At 61.7% G+C, this 19,436-nt stretch carries 17 protein-coding genes; 4 read left to right on the top strand and 13 right to left on the bottom strand.

What is annotated here, in order from left to right:
• From aceA to cspD, 10 genes are all read right to left on the bottom strand, one after another.
• Nucleotides 1-1,326 carry an isocitrate lyase gene (gene aceA / locus IFT75_RS14515; protein WP_122715554.1) on the bottom strand — a complete coding sequence of 442 codons (1,326 nt, stop codon included), beginning with the start codon at nt 1,324-1,326 and terminating at the stop codon, nt 1-3.
• Between the two features lie 283 nt (nt 1,327-1,609).
• Nucleotides 1,610-2,365 carry a secretin N-terminal domain-containing protein gene (locus IFT75_RS14510; protein ID WP_192055322.1) on the bottom strand — a complete coding sequence of 252 codons (756 nt, stop codon included), beginning with the start codon at nt 2,363-2,365 and terminating at the stop codon, nt 1,610-1,612.
• Between the two features lie 120 nt (nt 2,366-2,485).
• On the bottom strand, nt 2,486-2,911 hold the full coding sequence (locus IFT75_RS14505; protein ID WP_192055321.1) for a GNAT family N-acetyltransferase: 426 nt from the start codon (nt 2,909-2,911) through the stop codon (nt 2,486-2,488).
• Complete coding sequence (locus tag IFT75_RS14500) at nt 2,904-4,073, bottom strand: ribosomal protein uL16 3-hydroxylase (protein WP_192055319.1); 1,170 nt, start codon at nt 4,071-4,073, stop codon at nt 2,904-2,906. The genes IFT75_RS14505 and IFT75_RS14500 overlap by 8 nt, the downstream gene beginning before the upstream one ends.
• A gap of 84 nt (nt 4,074-4,157) precedes the next feature.
• On the bottom strand, nt 4,158-5,528 hold the full coding sequence (gene purB, locus IFT75_RS14495; RefSeq protein ID WP_122477758.1) for an adenylosuccinate lyase: 1,371 nt from the start codon (nt 5,526-5,528) through the stop codon (nt 4,158-4,160).
• A gap of 88 nt (nt 5,529-5,616) precedes the next feature.
• The gene (gene hflD / locus IFT75_RS14490; RefSeq protein ID WP_122477760.1) at nt 5,617-6,237 is read right to left on the bottom strand and encodes a high frequency lysogenization protein HflD; all 621 of its coding nucleotides are present in this window, start codon (nt 6,235-6,237) and stop codon (nt 5,617-5,619) included.
• Complete coding sequence (gene mnmA, locus IFT75_RS14485; RefSeq protein ID WP_185793206.1) at nt 6,234-7,355, bottom strand: tRNA 2-thiouridine(34) synthase MnmA; 1,122 nt, start codon at nt 7,353-7,355, stop codon at nt 6,234-6,236. Before mnmA ends, hflD begins: the two co-directional genes overlap by 4 nt.
• Before the next feature lie 59 nt (nt 7,356-7,414).
• Nucleotides 7,415-7,855 carry an NUDIX hydrolase gene (locus IFT75_RS14480; protein ID WP_192055629.1) on the bottom strand — a complete coding sequence of 147 codons (441 nt, stop codon included), beginning with the start codon at nt 7,853-7,855 and terminating at the stop codon, nt 7,415-7,417.
• A gap of 291 nt (nt 7,856-8,146) precedes the next feature.
• A complete protein-coding gene (locus tag IFT75_RS14475) occupies nt 8,147-10,375 on the bottom strand; it encodes an NADP-dependent isocitrate dehydrogenase (protein ID WP_192055317.1) in 2,229 nt (742 codons plus the stop codon).
• Nucleotides 10,376-10,812: 437 nt separating this feature from the next.
• Nucleotides 10,813-11,088, bottom strand: a complete 276-nt coding sequence (gene cspD, locus IFT75_RS21510; RefSeq protein ID WP_122478252.1) for a cold shock domain-containing protein CspD — start codon at nt 11,086-11,088, stop codon at nt 10,813-10,815.
• A gap of 223 nt (nt 11,089-11,311) precedes the next feature.
• On the opposite strand from cspD, the gene clpS reads away from it, so the two are divergent.
• Entirely contained in the window at nt 11,312-11,674 is a 363-nt protein-coding gene (gene clpS, locus IFT75_RS14465; protein WP_043190060.1) for an ATP-dependent Clp protease adapter ClpS, read from the top strand.
• Between the two features lie 29 nt (nt 11,675-11,703).
• Nucleotides 11,704-13,974, top strand: a complete 2,271-nt coding sequence (gene clpA, locus IFT75_RS14460; RefSeq protein ID WP_122477768.1) for an ATP-dependent Clp protease ATP-binding subunit ClpA — start codon at nt 11,704-11,706, stop codon at nt 13,972-13,974.
• Nucleotides 13,975-14,114: 140 nt separating this feature from the next.
• Here the strand turns inward: clpA and infA are convergent, their stop codons facing one another.
• The 3 genes from infA to aat form a co-directional block, all read right to left on the bottom strand.
• Nucleotides 14,115-14,333 carry a translation initiation factor IF-1 gene (gene infA / locus IFT75_RS14455; protein ID WP_002553999.1) on the bottom strand — a complete coding sequence of 73 codons (219 nt, stop codon included), beginning with the start codon at nt 14,331-14,333 and terminating at the stop codon, nt 14,115-14,117.
• A 99-nt stretch (nt 14,334-14,432) separates the two neighbouring features.
• Entirely contained in the window at nt 14,433-15,140 is a 708-nt protein-coding gene (locus IFT75_RS14450; protein WP_192055315.1) for an arginyltransferase, read from the bottom strand.
• Nucleotides 15,141-15,198: 58 nt separating this feature from the next.
• On the bottom strand, nt 15,199-15,879 hold the full coding sequence (aat, locus tag IFT75_RS14445; RefSeq protein WP_192055313.1) for a leucyl/phenylalanyl-tRNA--protein transferase: 681 nt from the start codon (nt 15,877-15,879) through the stop codon (nt 15,199-15,201).
• A gap of 404 nt (nt 15,880-16,283) precedes the next feature.
• On the opposite strand from aat, the gene IFT75_RS14440 reads away from it, so the two are divergent.
• Nucleotides 16,284-18,764: a DNA translocase FtsK gene (locus IFT75_RS14440; protein ID WP_244652757.1), complete on the top strand. Its 2,481-nt coding sequence runs from the start codon at nt 16,284-16,286 to the stop codon at nt 18,762-18,764.
• A gap of 37 nt (nt 18,765-18,801) precedes the next feature.
• A complete protein-coding gene (lolA, locus tag IFT75_RS14435; RefSeq protein ID WP_122477774.1) occupies nt 18,802-19,425 on the top strand; it encodes an outer membrane lipoprotein chaperone LolA in 624 nt (207 codons plus the stop codon).
• The last annotated feature ends 11 nt before the right edge of the window (nt 19,426-19,436 follow it).

Here is a 19,436-nt window from a genome sequence, read left to right as displayed (position 1 = left end):
TCAGTGGAACTGCTCTTCCTCGGTCGAGCCGGTCAGGGCGGTGACCGACGAAGCGCCGCCCTGGATCACGGTGGTCATGTCGTCGAAGTACCCGGTACCCACCTCCTGTTGGTGAGCGACGAAGGTGTAGCCCTTTTCGGCATCGGCGAATTCCTGCTCCTGCAGCTTCACATAGGCCGTCATGTCGTTGCGCGCGTAGTCGTGCGCCAGGCTGAACATGCCATGCCACATGTTGTGGATCCCGGCGAGGGTGATGAACTGATGCTTGTAGCCCATCGCCGACAGCTCGCGCTGGAATTTGGCGATGGTCGCGTCGTCCAGGTTCTTCTTCCAGTTGAAGGAAGGGGAGCAGTTGTAGGAAAGCAGCTGGTCCGGGTACTCGCGCTTTATGGCTTCGGCGAAGCGGCGCGCCTCATCAAGGTCCGGCTTGGCGGTTTCGCACCAGATGAGATCGGCATAGGGCGCGTAGGCCAGGCCGCGGGCGATTGCCTGATCGAGGCCGGCACGTACCTTGTAGAAGCCTTCGGGTGTGCGGGTGCCGGTCACGAACGGCTGGTCGTAGGGGTCGCAGTCCGACGTCAGCAGGTCCGCTGCGTTCGCATCGGTGCGCGCCAGGATGATCGTCGGCACACCAGCGACATCGGCGGCCAGGCGCGCAGCGGTGAGTTTCTGAACGGCTTCCTGGGTCGGCACCAATACCTTGCCGCCCATGTGCCCGCATTTCTTCACCGAGGCCAACTGGTCCTCGAAGTGAACGCCGGCGGCGCCCGCTTCGATCATGTTCTTCATCAGTTCATAGGCATTGAGCACGCCGCCGAAGCCGGCTTCGGCATCGGCCACGATTGGCGCGAAGTAGTCGATATAGCCTTGGTCGCCCGGATTCTTGCCAGCCTTCCATTGGATCTGGTCGGCACGTCGGAACGAGTTGTTGATGCGCTTGACTACGGTCGGCACCGAGTCCACCGGGTACAGCGACTGGTCGGGGTACATTGATTCGGCCGAGTTGTTGTCTGCTGCAACCTGCCAGCCGGACAGGTAGATGGCCTGGATGCCGGCCTTGACCTGTTGCACGGCTTGGCCGCCGGTAAGCGCGCCCATGCAGTTGACGAAATCCTTGTCGGGGCGGAATGAAGGCTTGGCGCCCTGGGTCACCAGGTTCCACAGTTTCTCTGCGCCCAGGCGGGCCAGCGTGTGTTCGGGTTGGACCGATCCGCGCAGGCGCACCACGTCGGCGGGCGAGTAGTTGCGCGTCACACCTTTCCAGCGCGGATTTTCGGACCAGTCTTTTGCAAGGGCCGCTTCTTGTTGTTCGCGTGTCAGTGCCATGGAGATAAACCTCGTGCATAGGTTCGATGATGGGGTTGCTGCGCCAGGCGCTGCTTGTGCCGAACTGCCGGTCGGCCTTCACCTTGCGGTGCGTTTGCCAGCGTGGCAAAGGCGCGGATCAGTGAAGGCGAGGCCATCATGCCCCATGGATTTTCTGCACGTCAAACGTTTTGTAGTGGAATCTACTAAGCACTACATAAAGGCCAATTTCGCGACTGTGGAGTCATTTTTCGAGGCTGCGGTCGACGATTCCCGACAGGGGTGGCGCTGTCGCGCCTCAGGCTCAGTCAAGGGTGTCGACCTTTACTCGAACGGTAGTGTCGTTACGCCCCTGAGTGCTGTATTGCCGGGCGATGCCCTGTTGGTTGATGCTCGAATGCTCGTTCATGCCGGCCACCGTGATCCACTCGCCGAGCCGGCCGCTGAGGGTCGATTGCGTACTTTGCACGTTGACCACGTCGGCCCTTTCCTGGCTCAGTCGATCGTTGTTTGTAGCGATGTTGAGGTGCACTACATCACCGGTCAGGCTCGCCGTGACGTAGAAACCCTGGGTGACATCGCGGTACTCGGTCTGCGCTTGCAGGCGACCGTACGCGTCGGTGCCTGCAGTGGTTAGAGGTACGCTTTGGCCGATCTGGATCAGTGCCGGGCTGCCTTCGCTGGCCTGAACCTGCTGCACTCCGCCGCTGCGGTTGTCGGTACCGTACTGGATGATGCGCGTAGTGCCACCGCCGTTGACGCGATAGCCGCGCTGGTTGGCGGTGTTGCTGTCGCTGGTGTCGACACTGATCAGCAGGCGTCGCGCCGGCTTGTCCAATTGCTCGAGCAATGCAGTGAGCTCGTCCAGCTTGTCGGGCTCGGCGTTGACCACCAGTTGGTTGCCATAGGCCGCGACGGTGCCTTCACGGCCCACCAGTTGTTGGGCGATGGGGAGGATATCGGCACTGGTGCGATAGTGAAGGGGCATGACCTGGGTAGCCGCTTGGGCACTGGGCATCAGGCATAACAGCAGGCTGGCGAGCAGAAGGTGCAGCGGCATGTCCGTGATCTCCGCATTGGATGTGCGGACAAGTATGGCATGCGCGCTGAATGTACAGGATGCAGCGTATCAGCCGAACCACGTCGCCGCTTTCGCGGCCGACGGTCACGCTCAAACGTGTCAGCTTGGACTGCGAACCATGTCCACATGGGGCAGGCCGGCTTCGAGAAACTCACCGCTGACGACGCGAAAGCCATGGTGTTCGTAGAACGTCGTGGCATGCACCTGAGCGCTGAGTTTCTGCTCGTGCAGGCCCAGTGCATTGGCATGGGCGATGACCGCTTGCAGCAACTTGTCGCCCACCCTCAGGCCGCGCCAGTCCTTGAGCACGGACACCCGGCCGATTTCACCGTCGGCGAGCAGGCGGGCAGTGCCCACCGCATAGTCGCCTTCGACAGCCAGGAAATGCACCGCGCTCAGATCGTCCTCGTCCCATTCCAGCTCGGCCGGAATCGCCTGCTCGGCGATGAACACCGCCTCGCGAATGCGCCGGATGTCGCGATTGTCCTTGTGCCAGTCAGCCACGCGCACGCCAATGCTATTCATCGATGGCGAACCCCAGGCTCCCTTGCTTCACCAGCTCGCAGAGCAGCGCGCGACCCTGTTCGTCGTGCATCCAGGGGCCCAGGTTGTCGATGTGCAAGGCGTCGGCCGCGCAGATCAGCTTCAACAGATCGCGCAGTTCGCCGGGCAACAAGCGGCTTTGGCCACTGGCGAACAACAACAGGTCTGCGTCGACTTCCGACCAGGCCAGGCGGGCGCTCGGGTTACGCACCAGCAGCGCACCCTGTTCCAGTTCGGCAAGCAGATCGGCCTCGGCCATGTCTTCGCCGGCGACCAGCTCCGGATAGCGCGGCTCGGTCATGAACTGGCCAAACCAGGTCAGCAACAGGCGCTCGTCGCTCATGTGCTCGGCCAGCAGGCGCTTGAGCCGATCCAGGGCGTCGTGCTGGATCTGGTGCGGGTCGGCCGCAGGCACTGCATCGGCGTCGCTGTAGCGCTCTTCGTCCGGCAGGAACTGGCTGAGGAAGTCGGTGAAGTGGGTCAGCACTTCGGCAGCGCTCGGGGCACGGAAACCGACCGAATAGGTCATGCAATCGTCCACGGCAACGCCGCAATGGGCCAGTCGCGGCGGCAGATAGAGCATGTCGCCGGGCTCCAGGGTCCACTCTTCGCTCTGCTGGAAGTCGGCCAGGATGCGCAGATCCGCGTGATCGAGCAGCGGGCTCTGCGAATCGCACATCTGCCCGACCTTCCAGTTGCGCTTGCCCAGGCCCTGCAGCAGAAACACGTCGTAGTTGTCGAAGTGCGGACCCACACCGCCGCCCGGCGCGGCAAAGCTGATCATCACGTCATCGATGCGCCAGCTCGGCAGAAAGCGGAAGTGCTCCAGCAGCTCGGCGACTTCCGGGACGAACTGGTCCACGGCCTGGACCAGCAGGGTCCACTCGGTTTCCGGCAGCTTGCTGAATTCATCTTCGGCGAAGGGGCCGCGGCGCATTTCCCACGGCTGGGCGCCGTGCTCGATGACGATCCGCGACTCGACTTCTTCCTCGAGCGCCAGGCCAGCCAGCTCGTCGGCGCTCAGCGGGTTTTCGAAGTCGGTGAAGGCCTGACGTACCAGCAGGGGTTTCTTCTGCCAGTAGTCGCGCAGGAATTCAGCGGCAGTCAGGCCGCCCAGTATTTGAAGTGGGGTATTAGCTTTCATTTGTAACCTGCTGAATTATATTGCTTTTATAACTGGAATAAAAACGCCCGGCGAGGCCGGGCGTCAAAGCGTCGGTGGCGAATGTCAGACGCGCTTGGCCTGCGCTGCTGCATTGCCTATGTAGTTCGCCGGGGTCAGTTGCTTGAGTTCGGCCTTGGCTTCTTCAGGCATGTCCAGCCCGTCGATGAAGGTCTGCAGAGCTTGTGGGCCGATGCCCTTGCCGCGGGTCAGTTCCTTGAGCTTCTCGTACGGATTCTCGATGTCGTAGCGGCGCATGACCGTCTGAATGGGCTCGGCCAGCACTTCCCAGCAAGCGTCCAGATCTTCAGCTATTTTCTGAGTATTGATCTCTAACTTGCTGATTCCCTTGAGACTTGCTTCGTAGGCGATCACGCTGTGAGCGAAACCGACACCGAGGTTGCGCAGCACGGTGGAGTCGGTCAAATCGCGCTGCCAGCGCGAGATCGGCAGCTTGCTGGCCAGGTGCTGGAACAGCGCGTTGGCGATACCCAGGTTGCCTTCGGAGTTCTCGAAGTCGATCGGATTGACCTTGTGCGGCATCGTCGAGGAACCGATTTCGCCGGCGATGGTGCGCTGCTTGAAATAGCCCAGGGAGATGTAGCCCCAGATATCACGATCGAAATCGATGAGGATGGTGTTGAAGCGGGCGATCGCGTCGAACAGCTCGGCAATGTAGTCATGCGGCTCGATCTGCGTGGTGTAGGGATTGAAGCCCAGGCCCAGTTCGTCTTCGATGAAGGCGCGGGCATTGGCTTCCCAGTCGATCTGCGGGTAGGCCGACAGGTGCGCGTTGTAGTTGCCTACCGCGCCGTTGATCTTGCCCAGCAGGGGCACGGCTGCCACCTGCGCGATCTGCCGCTCCAGGCGGTACACCACGTTCGCCAGCTCCTTGCCCAGGGTCGTCGGCGAAGCCGGCTGGCCATGGGTGCGCGACAGCATCGGCACGTCGGCGAAGCGATGGGCCAGCTCGCGGATCGACCCGGCGATCTGGCGCATCAGCGGCAGCATCACATCGTCGCGGCCTTCGCGCAGCATCAGCGCGTGGGACAGGTTGTTGATGTCCTCGCTGGTGCAGGCGAAATGGATGAACTCGCTGACCTTGGCCAGTTCCGGCAGCTTGGCCGCCTGCTCCTTGAGCAGGTACTCGATGGCCTTGACGTCGTGGTTGGTGGTGCGCTCGATTTCCTTGACGCGCTCGGCGTGCTCCAGGGCGAAATCACTGGCAAGCACATCCAGTACGGCGTTGGCCTCTGCCGAGAAAGCCGGTACTTCGGCGATTTGCGGGTGCGCGGCCAGGCGCTGCAACCAGCGCACCTCGACCAGAGCGCGGAAGCGAATCAGGCCGTACTCGCTGAAAATGGTGCGAAGGGCCTGGGTTTTGCCGGCGTAGCGGCCGTCTACAGGGGAAACCGCAGTGAGCGAAGAAAGCTGCATGGGTATTCTCGGACAGTCGGGCTTTGAAAAGGGCGCGAATTATACATGAAAAAAGCCGGTTGGGCGGCCCGGGCCAACCCTCGGTCGTTCATCCGCGCATCAGGGGGTACAGCTCTCGCAACAGCTTGCGGCGGCTGATCACCAGCTGCCAGCGATGCCCGCCCAATTGTCGCCACAGGCGTGCGGCACGGATGCCGGCCAGCAGCAGGGCACGAATCTTGGAAGCGTTGTTGGGCTGCTGCAGGTGGCGCGTATCGCCATGCACCTGGATGCGTTGGCGCAGCGTGCTCAGGGTGTCCTGGTACAGCGCACCAGTGGCGGCGATGACGTTCTCATGGCCCTGGCCGAAGTGCTCGACCTGGTTCTGGATCTGCGGAATGCGCTTGCCGATGATCTCCAGCATCTCGCCGCGCTTGGCCAGCTGCCGCTCCAGGCCCAGCATCGACAGCGCGTAGCGCAGCGGCTCGCGCTGCAGGCTGCCGGGGTCTCGCTCCAGCGCGCTGGACAGCGCGCCATAACCTTCGCGCAGATGACTGTCGTCGCCACCGAACACTTCAAGCGTGTTCTGCGGATCGACCACCAGTAGGCTGCCCAGCAGGCAGGCGACGTCAGCCTCGGCGGCGGAACCGGTCTTGGCGATACGGTCGACCAGCACCGCCGCCTGGAACACCGCGCCCAGGGCTACCAATTGTTCCTGCAGGTTGTTCATGGCTGGCTCCAGGGCTCGGCGACTTCGATGACGCCGCCACCCAGGCAGATTTCGCCGTCGTAGAACACCACCGACTGACCTGGGGTGACAGCCCGTTGCGGCTCGTCGAATACCGCGCGATAGCCCTCGGCAGTGCGTTCCAGGGTGCATGCCTGGTCGCTTTGACGATAGCGGACCTTGGCCGTCAGGCGCCGCGGCTCGGCCAGGTCCACCGGGTTCACCCAGTAGATTTCCGAAGCGAGCAGGGCGCCGGAAAACAGCAGCGGATGCTCGTTGCCCTGGCCCACGATCAATTCGTTGGCGACCAGGTCCTTGGCCAGCACGTACCACGGGTCGTCACCGGCGTCCTTGAGGCCGCCGATACCCAGCCCCTGGCGCTGGCCGATGGTGTGGTACATCAAGCCGTGGTGACGGCCGATGACCTCGCCGCTGGTGGTCTTGATCTCGCCTGGCTGCGCTGGCAGGTACTGCTTGAGAAAGTCGCTGAAGCGGCGTTCGCCGATGAAGCAGATACCGGTGGAATCCTTTTTCTTGGCGGTCGCCAGGCCGTGCATTTCCGCGATGGCGCGCACTTCGGGCTTTTCCAGTTCGCCCACGGGAAACAGCGTGCGGGCGATCTGCTCACCGCCGACGGCGTGCAGGAAGTAGCTCTGGTCCTTGTTCGGGTCCAGGCCCTTGAGCAGTTGAGTCTGCCCGTCGCTGTCGCGGCGACGCACGTAGTGGCCGGTGGCAATCAGGTCGGCGCCCAGCATCAGTGCGTAGTCCAGGAACGCCTTGAACTTGATCTCGCGGTTGCACAGGATGTCCGGGTTTGGCGTACGGCCGGCCTTGTACTCCTCGAGGAAGTGCTCGAAGACGTTGTCCCAGTATTCAGCCGCGAAGTTGGCGGTGTGCAGCTTGATGCCCAGCTTGTCGCAAACGGCCTGGGCATCCGCCAGGTCCTCGCGCGCCGTGCAGTAGTCAGTTCCGTCGTCTTCCTCCCAGTTCTTCATGAACAGGCCTTCCACGTGGTAGCCCTGCTCCATCAGCAGAAGGGCGGACACGGACGAGTCGACGCCGCCGGACATGCCGACGATGACGCGCTGTTTTGCGCAGTGGCGGGGAGCTGGCTCACGCATAGGGATTCGATGGGGCCTCTGAAAAGGACGCGATTCTAACAGGGTAAGCTGCAAAACGCTCAGGTGCGAATCAGCTCCAGGCTGTGCAGCGGTCCGTTCAGGTAGTCGTCCAGGCATTGCATGACCAGCTCGCTGCGCAGTCGATGGCCCTGTGCGGCCAGCTCGTCGCGGGTCAGCCAGGTGGTGCCGCTGATGTCCAGATCCAGTTCGAGCTCGGGGTTGAGGTGCAGGGGGCGAGCACTGAAGCAGATGCGCTGGTAGGTCACGCCGTTGCTGGGCGCCGTGTACAGGTAGATGCCGACCACGCCGGTCAGCTCGACGTCCCAGGCAGTTTCTTCGAGGGTCTCGCGCAGGGCGGCTTGCATGAGGTTTTCGCCCGGCTCGAGATGGCCGGCAGGCTGGTTGAGCACCAACCGTCCGCCTTTCATTTCCTCGACGAACAGAAAACGCCCGCTGTCCTCGATGATAGTGGCGACAGTGATATGCGGTTGCCAGGTCATGATGGAATCTCCCATTGATGGACCCCTCGTAGGAGCGGTCCGTGGCCGCGAACCAGGCGCCGCGGTGCATCAGCCAATTCGCGTCGCACTTTTCGCAGCCGATGACTGCTCCTACGGGAGCATGCGATCTTCCGTAGGAGCGGTCCGTGGCCGCGAACTGGGCACCGCGGTGCATCAGACAATACGCGTTGCTCCTTTCGCGGCCGATGACCGCTCCTACAAGGGGTCGCCTGCGCTGAAAAAGTCAGCCCCGGCACAGGGCCAGGGCTGGGGGTGTTACCGGTTCAAGCCTTACACCAGCGAAGCGATCGCGGCGTTCAGGGTTTCGCTGGGGCGCATGGCCTTGCGGGTCAGTTCGGCATCGGCATGGTAGTAGCCGCCGATGTCCACTGGCTTGCCCTGCACGGCGTTGAGCTCGGCGACGATCTTCGCCTCGTTCTCGGCCAGGGTCTTGGCCAGCGGCGCGAACTGTGCCTGCAAGGCAGCGTCCTCGTTCTGCTCGGCCAGGGCCTGGGCCCAGTACAGTGCCAGGTAGAAGTGGCTGCCGCGGTTGTCGATGTTGCCGACCTTGCGCGATGGCGACTTGTTGTTGTCGAGGAATTGGCCGGTGGCCTTGTCCAGGGTCGCCGCCAGTACCAGCGCCTTGGGGTTGTCGTAGGTGCTGCCCAGGTGCTCCAGCGAAGCGGCCAGGGCCAGGAACTCACCCAGGGAATCCCAGCGCAGGAAGTTTTCTTCGACCAGTTGCTGCACGTGCTTGGGCGCCGAACCGCCAGCGCCGGTTTCGAACAGGCCGCCGCCATTCATCAGCGGCACGATCGAAAGCATCTTGGCGCTGGTGCCCAGTTCCATGATCGGGAACAGGTCGGTCAGGTAGTCGCGCAGCACGTTGCCGGTCACTGAAATGGTGTCTTGCCCGGCACGAATGCGCTTGAGCGAGAAGGCCATGGCATCGACCGGCGACATGATCTGGATGTCCAGGCCATTGGTGTCGTGGTCTTTCAGGTATTTCTGCACCTTGTCGATCATCACCGCGTCGTGGGCGCGTGCCGGGTCGAGCCAGAACACGGCAGGGGTGCTGCTGGCACGGGCGCGGTTGACGGCGAGCTTGACCCAGTCCTGGATCGGCGCGTCCTTGGTCTGGCACATGCGGAACACGTCGCCAGTCTCGACCTTCTGCTCCATGAGCACGCGGCCATTGCTGTCGCTGACGCGGACCACGCCGTCGGCGGCAATCTGGAAGGTCTTGTCGTGGGAACCGTATTCTTCGGCTTTCTGCGCCATCAGGCCCACGTTGGGCACGCTGCCCATGGTGGTCGGATCGAATGCACCGTGCTTCTTGCAGTCTTCGATGGCGGCCTGGTAGATGCTGGCGTAGCAGCGATCCGGGATCAGGGCCTTGGTATCCTGCAGCACACCTTCGGTGTTCCACATCTTGCCCGAGTCGCGGATCATGGCCGGCATCGAGGCATCGACGATGACGTCGCTGGGCACGTGCAGGTTGGTGATGCCCTTGTCGGAGTTGACCATGGCCAGGGCAGGGCGCGTGGCATAGACGGCCTGGACGTCGGCTTCGATCTGCGCCTGCTGCTCCGCGGGCAGCGACTTGATGCGCGAGTACAGGTCACCGATGCCGTTGTTCAGGTTGAAACCTACCTGCTCCAGCACGTCGGCGTGCTTGTCCAGCGCCTCCTGATAGAACTCGGCGACGATCTGGCCGAACATGATCGGATCGGAGACCTTCATCATGGTGGCTTTGAGGTGAACGGAGAACAGCACGCCCTGTTTCTTGGCGTCCTCGATCTCGGCGGCCACGAAGGCGCGCAGGGCTTTTTTGCTCAGCGCGGCGCAGTCGATGATCTCGCCAGCCAGGACCTTGGTCTTTTCCTTCAATACGGTGGTGCTGCCGTCGCTGCCGACCAGCTCGATCTTGACGCTGCCGTCGGCTTCGATCAGGGCACTTTTCTCGCTGCCGTAGAAATCGCCGCTGCTCATGTGCGCAACGTGGGACTTCGAGTCGGCGGCCCAGGCGCCCATCTTGTGCGGGTGCTTGCGCGCATAGTTCTTGACCGACAGTGGTGCACGGCGGTCGGAGTTGCCTTCACGCAGTACCGGGTTCACGGCGCTGCCCTTGACCTTGTCGTAGCGGGCGCGGGTGTCCTTGTCGGCATCCGACTCGGCGCTGTCTGGGTAGTCGGGCAGGTCGAAGCCTTGGTCTTGCAGCTCTTTGATCGCCGCCTTCAATTGCGGTACCGAAGCGCTGATGTTCGGCAGCTTGATGATGTTGGCTTCAGGCGTGGTGGCCAGGGTGCCCAGCTCGGCGAGATCGTCCGGCACGGGTTTGCCGGCCTGCAGACGCTCGGGAAAGCTTGAAAGGATGCGCGCCGCCAGGGAGATGTCGCGGGTCTCGACGGCGATGTCCGAAGAAGCGGTGAAGGCTTCGATGATCGGCAGCAGCGAATAGGTGGCCAGGGCTGGCGCTTCGTCGGTGAAGGTGTAGATGATCTTTGAGCGGGTGGGCATAATCGAATTAACTCTCTTCTTTGCTGAGCGTGCACAGAATCTCGAGATGCGCAGGATAGGCGCTTTCGCTCGTTGTCATCAATGAGGCGAAAAATCGAGCATTGGTCGCGGTGATGTGGGATGCATCAGTAGAGCGTCAAGCGGTCGACCGGCAACAACGGCCCTCTCGCGACTCGCATGGGCGGTGCACGCGGGCGGACCGGTCCGACCAAGGTGACCCTGCGGTCACTGCGGCAGTATACCACTGGTCGCGGCGATGAATACTGTGTAGGGGGCACAAAGCTGGGCGGGTCGGCAGCTGCCGGAAACGAAACAGGCCATCCGTGTGGATGGCCTGTCCGGGTGCACATTCGCAGCAATGACGGCGAGCAAGCGCTCACGTTGCACAGCATGCGCCCGAGGAACGCTTGCTCGCGATCACTGTTCCTGCGCCACGATCATGCGTTCGCGGACTCCCTTGCCTCTTCTTTGGTCGTCGCAGCGCTTGCTTGCGTGACTTCGGCCTCTACCGTCTTGATGGCCACGGCGTGCAGCCCCTTGGGTCCCTGTGAGATCTCGAAGGAAACGGCCTGACCAGCCTTCAGCGTCTTGTAACCCTCCATGGCGATGGCGGAGAAATGGGCGAAAAGATCCTCGGTCTGACCGTCTTCGATAATGAAGCCGTAGCCCTTGGCATTGTTGAACCACTTGACTTTACCACTGCGCATACCCATATCCCTCTGCAAAGGACTCCAGCTCTGGAGTATCATCCACTTCGTGCGCAACACAACCGATTGAAAAAATTTGGTTGACTGCGCGGACCTTTCTTCCCCAATGTGGGTTCTACTGTTTGTAACACCGTTTTGCCGATAGTCAAGGTCATGCGGCGACCGAGTCAAAATTCGGTCACAAGGTCAACCCACCACTTCTATTCGCTCAACGATGAATCTTCTTTCCATGCATGCATTCAGTCAGATTCGACTAACCTTCAATCAAGACCGCCCGCAGTCGCACGAGGACGATTCGGCAGGCATTGCCGTTCAGGAATCCAAGCCTGCATTGCAGGCCCCACCGATGTATAAGGTGGTTCTGTTCAACGACGACTACACCCCGATGGATTTCGTCGTCGAGATCCTCGAGGTTTTCTTCAATCTGAATCGTGAGCTGGCGACCAAGGTCATGCTGGCCGTCCATACAGAAGGACGGGCAGTATGCGGATTGTTTACCCGAGACATCGCCGAAACCAAGGCCATGCAGGTCAACCAGTACGCCAGGGAAAGCCAGCATCCGCTACTCTGTGAAATCGAGAAGGACGGTTAACGCCGACCACTTGGGTATGAGGTGAAGCTATGTTAAACCGCGAGCTCGAAGTCACGCTCAATCTTGCCTTCAAGGAAGCGCGCTCCAAGCGTCATGAGTTCATGACCGTGGAACACCTTCTTCTGGCGCTATTGGACAACGAGGCAGCCGCCACCGTATTGCGCGCGTGCGGCGCCAATCTCGAAAAACTCAAACACGACCTGCAGGAGTTCATCGACTCCACCACGCCGTTGATCCCCGTGCATGACGAGGATCGTGAAACCCAGCCGACGCTGGGCTTCCAGCGTGTGCTGCAGCGTGCCGTGTTCCATGTACAAAGTTCGGGCAAGCGAGAAGTCACCGGGGCCAACGTGCTGGTGGCGATCTTCAGCGAGCAGGAAAGCCAGGCCGTGTTCCTGCTCAAGCAGCAGAGCGTGGCGCGCATCGATGTGGTCAACTACATCGCGCACGGTATTTCCAAGGTCCCTGGTCACGGTGACAGCTCCGAAGGCGAGCAGGAAATGCAGGACGAAGAAGGCGGTGATACCTCTTCGTCGAGCAACCCGCTGGATGCCTATGCCAGCAACCTCAACGAGCTGGCTCGCCAGGGTCGCATCGATCCACTGGTCGGTCGCGAGAGCGAAGTCGAGCGTGTCGCGCAGATTCTCGCCCGTCGCCGCAAGAACAACCCGTTGCTGGTAGGCGAAGCAGGTGTGGGCAAGACGGCGATTGCCGAAGGCCTGGCCAAGCGCATCGTCGATAGCCAGGTGCCTGATCTGCTGGCGAACAGCGTCGTGTATTCCCTCGATCTGGGCGCATTGCTGGCCGGTACCAAGTACCGCGGCGATTTCGAGAAGCGCTTCAAGGCATTGCTCGGCGAGCTGAAGAAGCGTCCGCAGGCGATCCTGTTCATCGACGAGATCCACACCATCATCGGTGCGGGTGCTGCGTCGGGCGGGGTGATGGATGCGTCCAACCTGCTAAAGCCGCTGCTCTCCTCCGGTGATATCCGCTGCATCGGTTCGACCACCTTCCAGGAATTCCGTGGCATCTTCGAGAAAGACCGCGCCCTGGCACGTCGTTTCCAGAAGGTCGACGTGTCCGAGCCTTCGGTGGAAGACACCATCGGCATCCTGCGTGGCCTCAAGGGGCGGTTCGAGCAGCACCACAACATCGAATACAGTGACGAAGCACTGCGTGCGGCCGCCGAGCTGGCGTCGCGCTACATCAATGACCGACACATGCCCGACAAGGCCATCGACGTCATCGACGAGGCAGGTGCCTACCAGCGCCTGCAGCCTGAAGCCAATCGAGTCAAGCGTATCGAAGTGCCTCAGGTCGAAGACATCGTGGCCAAGATCGCGCGGATTCCGCCGAAGCACGTAACCAGTTCCGACAAGGAGCTGCTGCGTAACCTGGAGCGTGATCTCAAGTTGACTGTATTTGGCCAGGACGCTGCCATCGACTCGCTGGCCACGGCCATCAAGCTGTCGCGCGCCGGGTTGAAGGCGCCGGACAAGCCCGTGGGTTCGTTCCTCTTTGCCGGCCCTACCGGTGTCGGCAAGACCGAGGCTGCGCGCCAGCTGGCCAAGGCCCTCGGCGTGGAGCTGGTGCGTTTCGACATGTCCGAGTACATGGAGCGTCACACCGTATCGCGTCTGATCGGTGCGCCACCGGGTTATGTCGGGTTCGACCAGGGCGGTCTGTTGACCGAAGCCATCACCAAGCAGCCGCATTGCGTGTTGCTGCTCGATGAAATCGAAAAGGCTCACCCCGAGGTCTTCAACCTGCTGCTGCAGGTCATGGATCACGGCACCCTGACCGACAACAACGGACGCAAGGCGGATTTCCGCAACGTGATTCTCATCATGACCACCAACGCGGGTGCCGAAACCGCTGCGCGGGCCTCGATCGGGTTTACCCATCAGGACCACTCATCCGACGCCATGGAAGTGATCAAGAAAAGCTTCACACCGGAATTCCGCAACCGCCTGGACACCATCATCCAGTTCGGTCGCCTCAGCCACGAAGTCATCAAGAGCGTGGTCGACAAGTTCCTCACCGAACTGCAGGCGCAGCTGGAAGACAAGCGTGTGCAGCTTGAAGTCACCGATGCCGCGCGCGGCTGGCTGGCGGCAAGTGGCTACGACGTGCAGATGGGCGCACGTCCCATGGCGCGCTTGATCCAGGACAAGATCAAGCGGCCGTTGGCGGAAGAGATCCTGTTCGGCGAGTTGGCCGAGCATGGCGGGGTCGTGCACATCGACATCAAGGATGGCGAGCTGACCTTCGATTTCGAGACCACGGCTGAGATGGCATAACGGCTCGACGCGGCTTGCGCCGCTGCTACAGGGGTTTGTACGGTCCCTGTAGCAGCGGCGCAAGCCGCGTAGCTTTTGCTGTCCAAATCCCACGCAAGCAAAAACGCCCGGCAATGCCGGGCGTTTTCATGTGTCTCGGTTCAGCGAGCGCGGTAGGTGATGCGCCCTTTGCTCAAATCATAGGGCGTCAGTTCAACACGCACCTTGTCACCGGTCAGAATACGAATGTAGTTCTTGCGCATCTTGCCGGAGATATGCGCGGTTACGACGTGCCCGTTTTCCAACTCCACGCGAAACATGGTGTTGGGCAGGGTGTCGACGACAGTGCCTTCCATTTCGAAGCTGTCTTCTTTCGACATGCAGTAAAACCCTCGGTATCCAGTTGATGGCCCGGTGCAACTGCGCCAGGCAAAAGCGGCGTGCATTGTGCCCGAAAAAGGGGGCTCAAGCCAAGGGGTTCAGTTAAGTGTTACCCATCTCTGGTTGATGAGCAGCTCGATGGGTCGATATTGGGTCTTGTAATTCATCTTCTGGCAGTTCTTGATCCAGTAGCCCAGATAGACCGCATCCAGGTTCAATCGCCGTGCTTCCTCGATCTGCCACAGGATCGCCAGACGGCCCAGGCTGCGCCGCTCTTCGGTCGGCTCGTAGAAGGTATACACGGCGGACAGCCCGTTGGGCAGCAGGTCGGTCACGGCCACCGCCAGCAGCCGGCCGTCCAGGCGAAATTCGTAGAAGCGCGAAAAGGGCAGGTCTCGGACCAGAAACGTCGAAAACTGATCACGGCTGGGCGGAAACATGTCGCCATCGGCGTGGCGCTGTTCGATGTAGCGCTGGTAGAGGTCGAAATACTCTTCGCTGAAGCGGGGGGTGGCACTCGTCACCTGGACGTCGTGATTGCGCTTGACGATGCGTTTCTGCTGGCGCGAGGGGGTGAAGCCTGCCGTGGGAATGCGTGCCGGCACGCACGCGTTGCAGCGCTGGCAGTGCGGCCGGTAGAGGTGGTCACCGCTGCGGCGGAAACCCATTTCCGAGAGGTCGGCGTAGACGTGGACGTCCATCGGCTGGCTCGGATCGAGAAACAAGGTCGTGGCTTGCTCGTCGGGCAGGTAGCTGCACGAATGGGGTTGAGTGGCATAGAACTTCAGGCGCGCCAACTCAGTCATGATGAACCCTCGGAATGAAACCATTGCATCAAGTGTAAGCCAGTGCCGGAGAACTCGCCTAGCGCTGCCATGTCGCGCTATTGGGTTGGTCGAGGTATTGGCTCAGATAACCGGCGAACTGATCTCGGGCGATGCTTCGTGCGCCCAGGCTGTGCAAGTGCTCGGTGGGCATCTGGCAGTCGATCAGCACGAAACCGGCCTGGTGCAGATGCTCGACCAAGGTTACGAAGCCAACCTTGGAGGCGTTGTCGGTGCGGCTGAACATGGATTCGCCGAAGAACAGTTGGCCCATGGCCAGGCCATAGAGCCCACCTACAAGCGTCTCGCCGTCCCACACCTCGACCGAGTGCGCGTGCCCTTGCTCGTGCAGGGTGAGGTACGCGCGTTGCATGTCGCTGGTTATCCAGGTGCCGTCGGTGTAGTCGCGCGGCCCTGCGCAGGCAGCGATGACAGCGGGAAAGTCCTGGTCGAAGGTTACTGTGAAGCGTTGCTGGCGCAGTACCTTGCGCAGGCTGCGTGACACATGCAGTTCGGCGGGCATCAGCACGGTACGCGGATCCGGCGACCACCAGAGAATCGGCTGGCCGTCCTCGAACCAGGGGAAGCAGCCGTGCCGGTAGGCCTGCACCAGCCGCTCGGGGCTGAGGTCACCACCGGCTGCCAGCAGCCCATTGGGCTCGCGCATCGCCTTGCTCAGGGGAGGAAAGACCAGTTCGTTTCGTTTGAGCCACGTCAGCATGATTGTTCGCTACGGCAGGGGAGGGTGGTACCGGGGGCAGTGAGTTCATCCTGCCACGATCCGGTCGGCACGCCAATGCACGGCAGCAAGGCCGGGCAGTCAGGGCGACCGAGCTTTCATGTAACTTTTTCGGGCAATTGCAGTCCCATGTCACTGTTCTTCAAGATTGGCTCGTAAGGCCTTGTCGGCAAACACAAAGCACTGCTGAATCATATTCCGTGCGTCGCCTGATTCGAAGCTGAATGGCGCACGGCAAGCGACGCTTATATTGCAGATGCGCGAATTGCCGACAAAGCCGTACAATGCGATCTTTGCAGGGCCCGTTGTCCACCGATAGTGGCCATTTGCTGTATTTTTGTCATCCATCAGTTGCGCGCTTCGACAGGCGCAGGAAATCAAGCGTTTTGAAGAAATCCACTGCCTCATCCGCTCCCGCAACGGTGCCCGTCTGGCGCCAGCAAATGCATTATCGCCTCAAGGAAGGCGCACTGATCGCCATGGGCGCGCTGTGCCTTTATCTGTGGATGGCGTTGTTGACCTACGACCAGACCGATCCTGGCTGGAGCCACACCAGCAGCAACATGGACCAGGTTCAGAACGCTGCCGGCCGGGCCGGTGCATTCGCCGCCGACATTCTGTTCATGGTCCTGGGCTATTTCGCCTACATCTTCCCCCTGCTGCTGGCCGTCAAGACCTGGCAGATCTTCCGTCAGCGCCACGAGCCCTGGCAGTGGAGCGGCTGGTTGTTCTCCTGGCGCCTGATCGGGCTGGTGTTCCTGATCCTCTCCGGCGCGGCCCTGGCCCATATCCATTTCCATTCCGCCGGCAGTCTGCCGGCGTCCGCCGGCGGCGCGCTGGGTCAGAGCCTGGGTAACCTGGCGCTCAACGCGTTGAACATCCAGGGCAGTACGCTGTTGTTCATCGCATTGTTTCTGTTCGGCCTGACCGTGTTCACCGACCTGTCCTGGTTCAAGGTCATGGACATGACCGGCAAGATCACCCTCGACCTGCTCGAGCTGATGCAGGGCTCGGCCAGCCGCTGGTGGGCGGCGCGTGCCGAACGCAAGCAACTGGTTGCCCAACTGCGTGAAGTGGACGAACCGGCCTACGCTGCGCCCAGGGTCAGCGAGCCGCGCGACGTCGCCAAGCCCAGGCCGGTGCGGCCTGCGCCTGTGGAACCGACCCTGCAGAGCCGTCCGGTGGCGCCCATCGCGCCGGTCGCAATGGCGGCGCCGGTCGCGGCCAGCCAGCCCGTGCGGCCTGCAGTACCGATCAAGCCGTTGAGCGAAGAAAGTACCCAGGGCGCGCCCAGCGGCAAGCCGCCCGAGCAGAGCGCGCGGGTGCAGAAGGAGAAGCAGGCTGCATTGTTCGTTGACAGTGCCGTGCAGGGCACCTTGCCGCCGATTTCCATTCTTGATCCCGCCGAAGAGAAGAAGGTCAACTATTCGCCGGAGTCGCTGGCGGCCGTGGGCCAGTTGCTGGAGGTGAAACTCAAGGAATTCGGCGTGGAAGTGACCGTCGATTCCATTCATCCCGGCCCGGTGATCACCCGTTACGAGATCCAGCCGGCGGCCGGCGTCAAGGTCAGCCGCATCTCCAACCTGGCCAAAGACCTGGCGCGTTCGCTGGCGGTGCTCAGTGTCCGTGTGGTCGAAGTCATTCCCGGCAAGACCACCGTCGGTATCGAGATTCCGAACGAAGACCGGCAGATCGTGCGTTTCTCCGAGGTGCTGTCCTCGCCCCAGTACGACGAGGCCAAGTCGCCTGTGACCATGGCGCTAGGCCACGATATCGGCGGCAAACCGGTGATCACCGACCTGGCCAAGATGCCTCACCTGCTGGTCGCCGGTACCACCGGTTCCGGCAAGTCGGTGGGGGTCAACGCGATGATTCTGTCGATCCTGTTCAAGTCGGGCCCGGAAGACGCCAAGCTGATCATGATCGACCCGAAGATGCTCGAATTGTCTATCTACGAGGGGATTCCGCACCTGCTTTGCCCCGTGGTCACCGACATGAAGGATGCCGCTAACGCGCTGCGTTGGAGCGTTGCCGAGATGGAGCGACGCTACAAGCTGATGGCGGCCATGGGCGTGCGCAACCTGGCGGGCTTCAACCGCAAGATCAAGGACGCCGAAGAGGCCGGGACGCCCCTCAGCGACCCGCTCTACAAGCGCGAAAGCATTCACGACGAGGCGCCGCTGCTCAAGACCCTGCCGACCATCGTGGTAGTCGTGGACGAATTCGCCGATATGATGATGATCGTCGGCAAGAAGGTCGAAGAGCTCATCGCGCGTATCGCGCAGAAGGCCCGTGCCGCCGGTATCCACCTGATCCTCGCTACCCAGCGACCTTCGGTGGACGTCATCACCGGCCTGATCAAGGCCAACATCCCCACGCGCATGGCGTTCCAGGTATCGAGCAAGATCGACTCGCGTACCATCATCGACCAAGGCGGTGCCGAACAGCTGCTGGGTCACGGTGACATGCTCTACATGCCGCCGGGCACCAGCCTGCCGATTCGCGTGCACGGCGCCTTCGTTTCCGATGAAGAGGTGCATCGCGTGGTCGAGGCGTGGAAGCAGCGTGGCGTGCCCGACTACAACGAAGACATTCTGGCCGGCGTCGAGGAAGCCGGCAGTGGCTTCGAGGGCAGCAGTGGCGGCGGCGATGGCGACGACAGCGAAAGCGACGCGCTCTACGACGAGGCAGTGAACTTCGTGCTGGAAAGCCGTCGTGCGTCCATCTCGGCGGTACAGCGCAAGCTCAAGATCGGCTACAACCGCGCGGCGCGCATGATCGAGTCCATGGAAATGGCCGGTGTGGTCACGCCGATGAACACCAATGGCTCGCGCGAAGTGATCGCGCCGGGCCCGATGCGCGACTGATGCAACGCTCGCGCCTTACCCTAGAACGAGGATTCCCATGCGCCTGATTCGCATGCTGTTGGTTTCTGCCCTGGCCCTGGCCAGCCTGTCGGTACACGCCGACCAGAAGGACGTGGCGCGCTTGACGCAATTGCTGGAGAAATCCCAGACGCTAACCGCGCGTTTTTCCCAGCTGACCCTGGACGGCAGCGGTACCCAGTTGCAGGAGACCGCCGGGCAGATGGCCCTGCAGCGGCCTGGCCTGTTCAACTGGCACACCGACGCGCCGCAGGAGCAACTGATGGTCTCCGACGGCAAGAAGGTTTCGCTGTGGGACCCGGACCTGGAGCAGGTCACCATCAAGACCCTCGACCAGCGCCTGACCCAGACCCCGGCGCTGCTGTTGTCCGGTGACGTGTCGAAGATCAGCCAGAGCTTCGACATCAGTGCCAAGGAAGCCGGCGACGTGATCGATTTCGTGCTCAAGCCCAAGACCCGCGACACCTTGTTCGATTCGTTGCGCCTGTCGTTCCGCAAGGGTGTGATCAACGACATGCAACTGATCGACAGCGTGGGCCAGCGCACCAATATCCTGTTCATGAACGTCCGGGCCAATGAGCCGATCGCCGCGAACAAATTCAAGTTCGACATCCCCAAAGGGGCGGACGTGATCCAGGAATAATTCGAGGTCGA

Source organism: Pseudomonas sp. CFBP 8758, from assembly GCF_014841725.1.
Classification (GTDB): Bacteria; Pseudomonadota; Gammaproteobacteria; order Pseudomonadales; family Pseudomonadaceae; genus Aquipseudomonas; species Aquipseudomonas baltica.
This window is presented reverse-complemented; position numbering and strand designations above follow the sequence as displayed.

Coding starts and splice junctions, on each gene's coding strand:
- aceA (WP_122715554.1), bottom strand. CDS start 1,326: ATGGCACTGACACGCGAACAACAAGAAGCGGCCCTTGCAAAAGACTGG.
- IFT75_RS14510 (WP_192055322.1), bottom strand. CDS start 2,365: ATGCCGCTGCACCTTCTGCTCGCCAGCCTGCTGTTATGCCTGATGCCC.
- IFT75_RS14505 (WP_192055321.1), bottom strand. CDS start 2,911: ATGAATAGCATTGGCGTGCGCGTGGCTGACTGGCACAAGGACAATCGC.
- IFT75_RS14500 (WP_192055319.1), bottom strand. CDS start 4,073: ATGAAAGCTAATACCCCACTTCAAATACTGGGCGGCCTGACTGCCGCT.
- purB (WP_122477758.1), bottom strand. CDS start 5,528: ATGCAGCTTTCTTCGCTCACTGCGGTTTCCCCTGTAGACGGCCGCTAC.
- hflD (WP_122477760.1), bottom strand. CDS start 6,237: ATGAACAACCTGCAGGAACAATTGGTAGCCCTGGGCGCGGTGTTCCAG.
- mnmA (WP_185793206.1), bottom strand. CDS start 7,355: ATGCGTGAGCCAGCTCCCCGCCACTGCGCAAAACAGCGCGTCATCGTC.
- IFT75_RS14480 (WP_192055629.1), bottom strand. CDS start 7,855: ATGACCTGGCAACCGCATATCACTGTCGCCACTATCATCGAGGACAGC.
- IFT75_RS14475 (WP_192055317.1), bottom strand. CDS start 10,375: ATGCCCACCCGCTCAAAGATCATCTACACCTTCACCGACGAAGCGCCA.
- cspD (WP_122478252.1), bottom strand. CDS start 11,088: ATGGGTATGCGCAGTGGTAAAGTCAAGTGGTTCAACAATGCCAAGGGC.
- clpS (WP_043190060.1), top strand. CDS start 11,312: ATGCATGCATTCAGTCAGATTCGACTAACCTTCAATCAAGACCGCCCG.
- clpA (WP_122477768.1), top strand. CDS start 11,704: ATGTTAAACCGCGAGCTCGAAGTCACGCTCAATCTTGCCTTCAAGGAA.
- infA (WP_002553999.1), bottom strand. CDS start 14,333: ATGTCGAAAGAAGACAGCTTCGAAATGGAAGGCACTGTCGTCGACACC.
- IFT75_RS14450 (WP_192055315.1), bottom strand. CDS start 15,140: ATGACTGAGTTGGCGCGCCTGAAGTTCTATGCCACTCAACCCCATTCG.
- aat (WP_192055313.1), bottom strand. CDS start 15,879: ATGCTGACGTGGCTCAAACGAAACGAACTGGTCTTTCCTCCCCTGAGC.
- lolA (WP_122477774.1), top strand. CDS start 18,802: ATGCGCCTGATTCGCATGCTGTTGGTTTCTGCCCTGGCCCTGGCCAGC.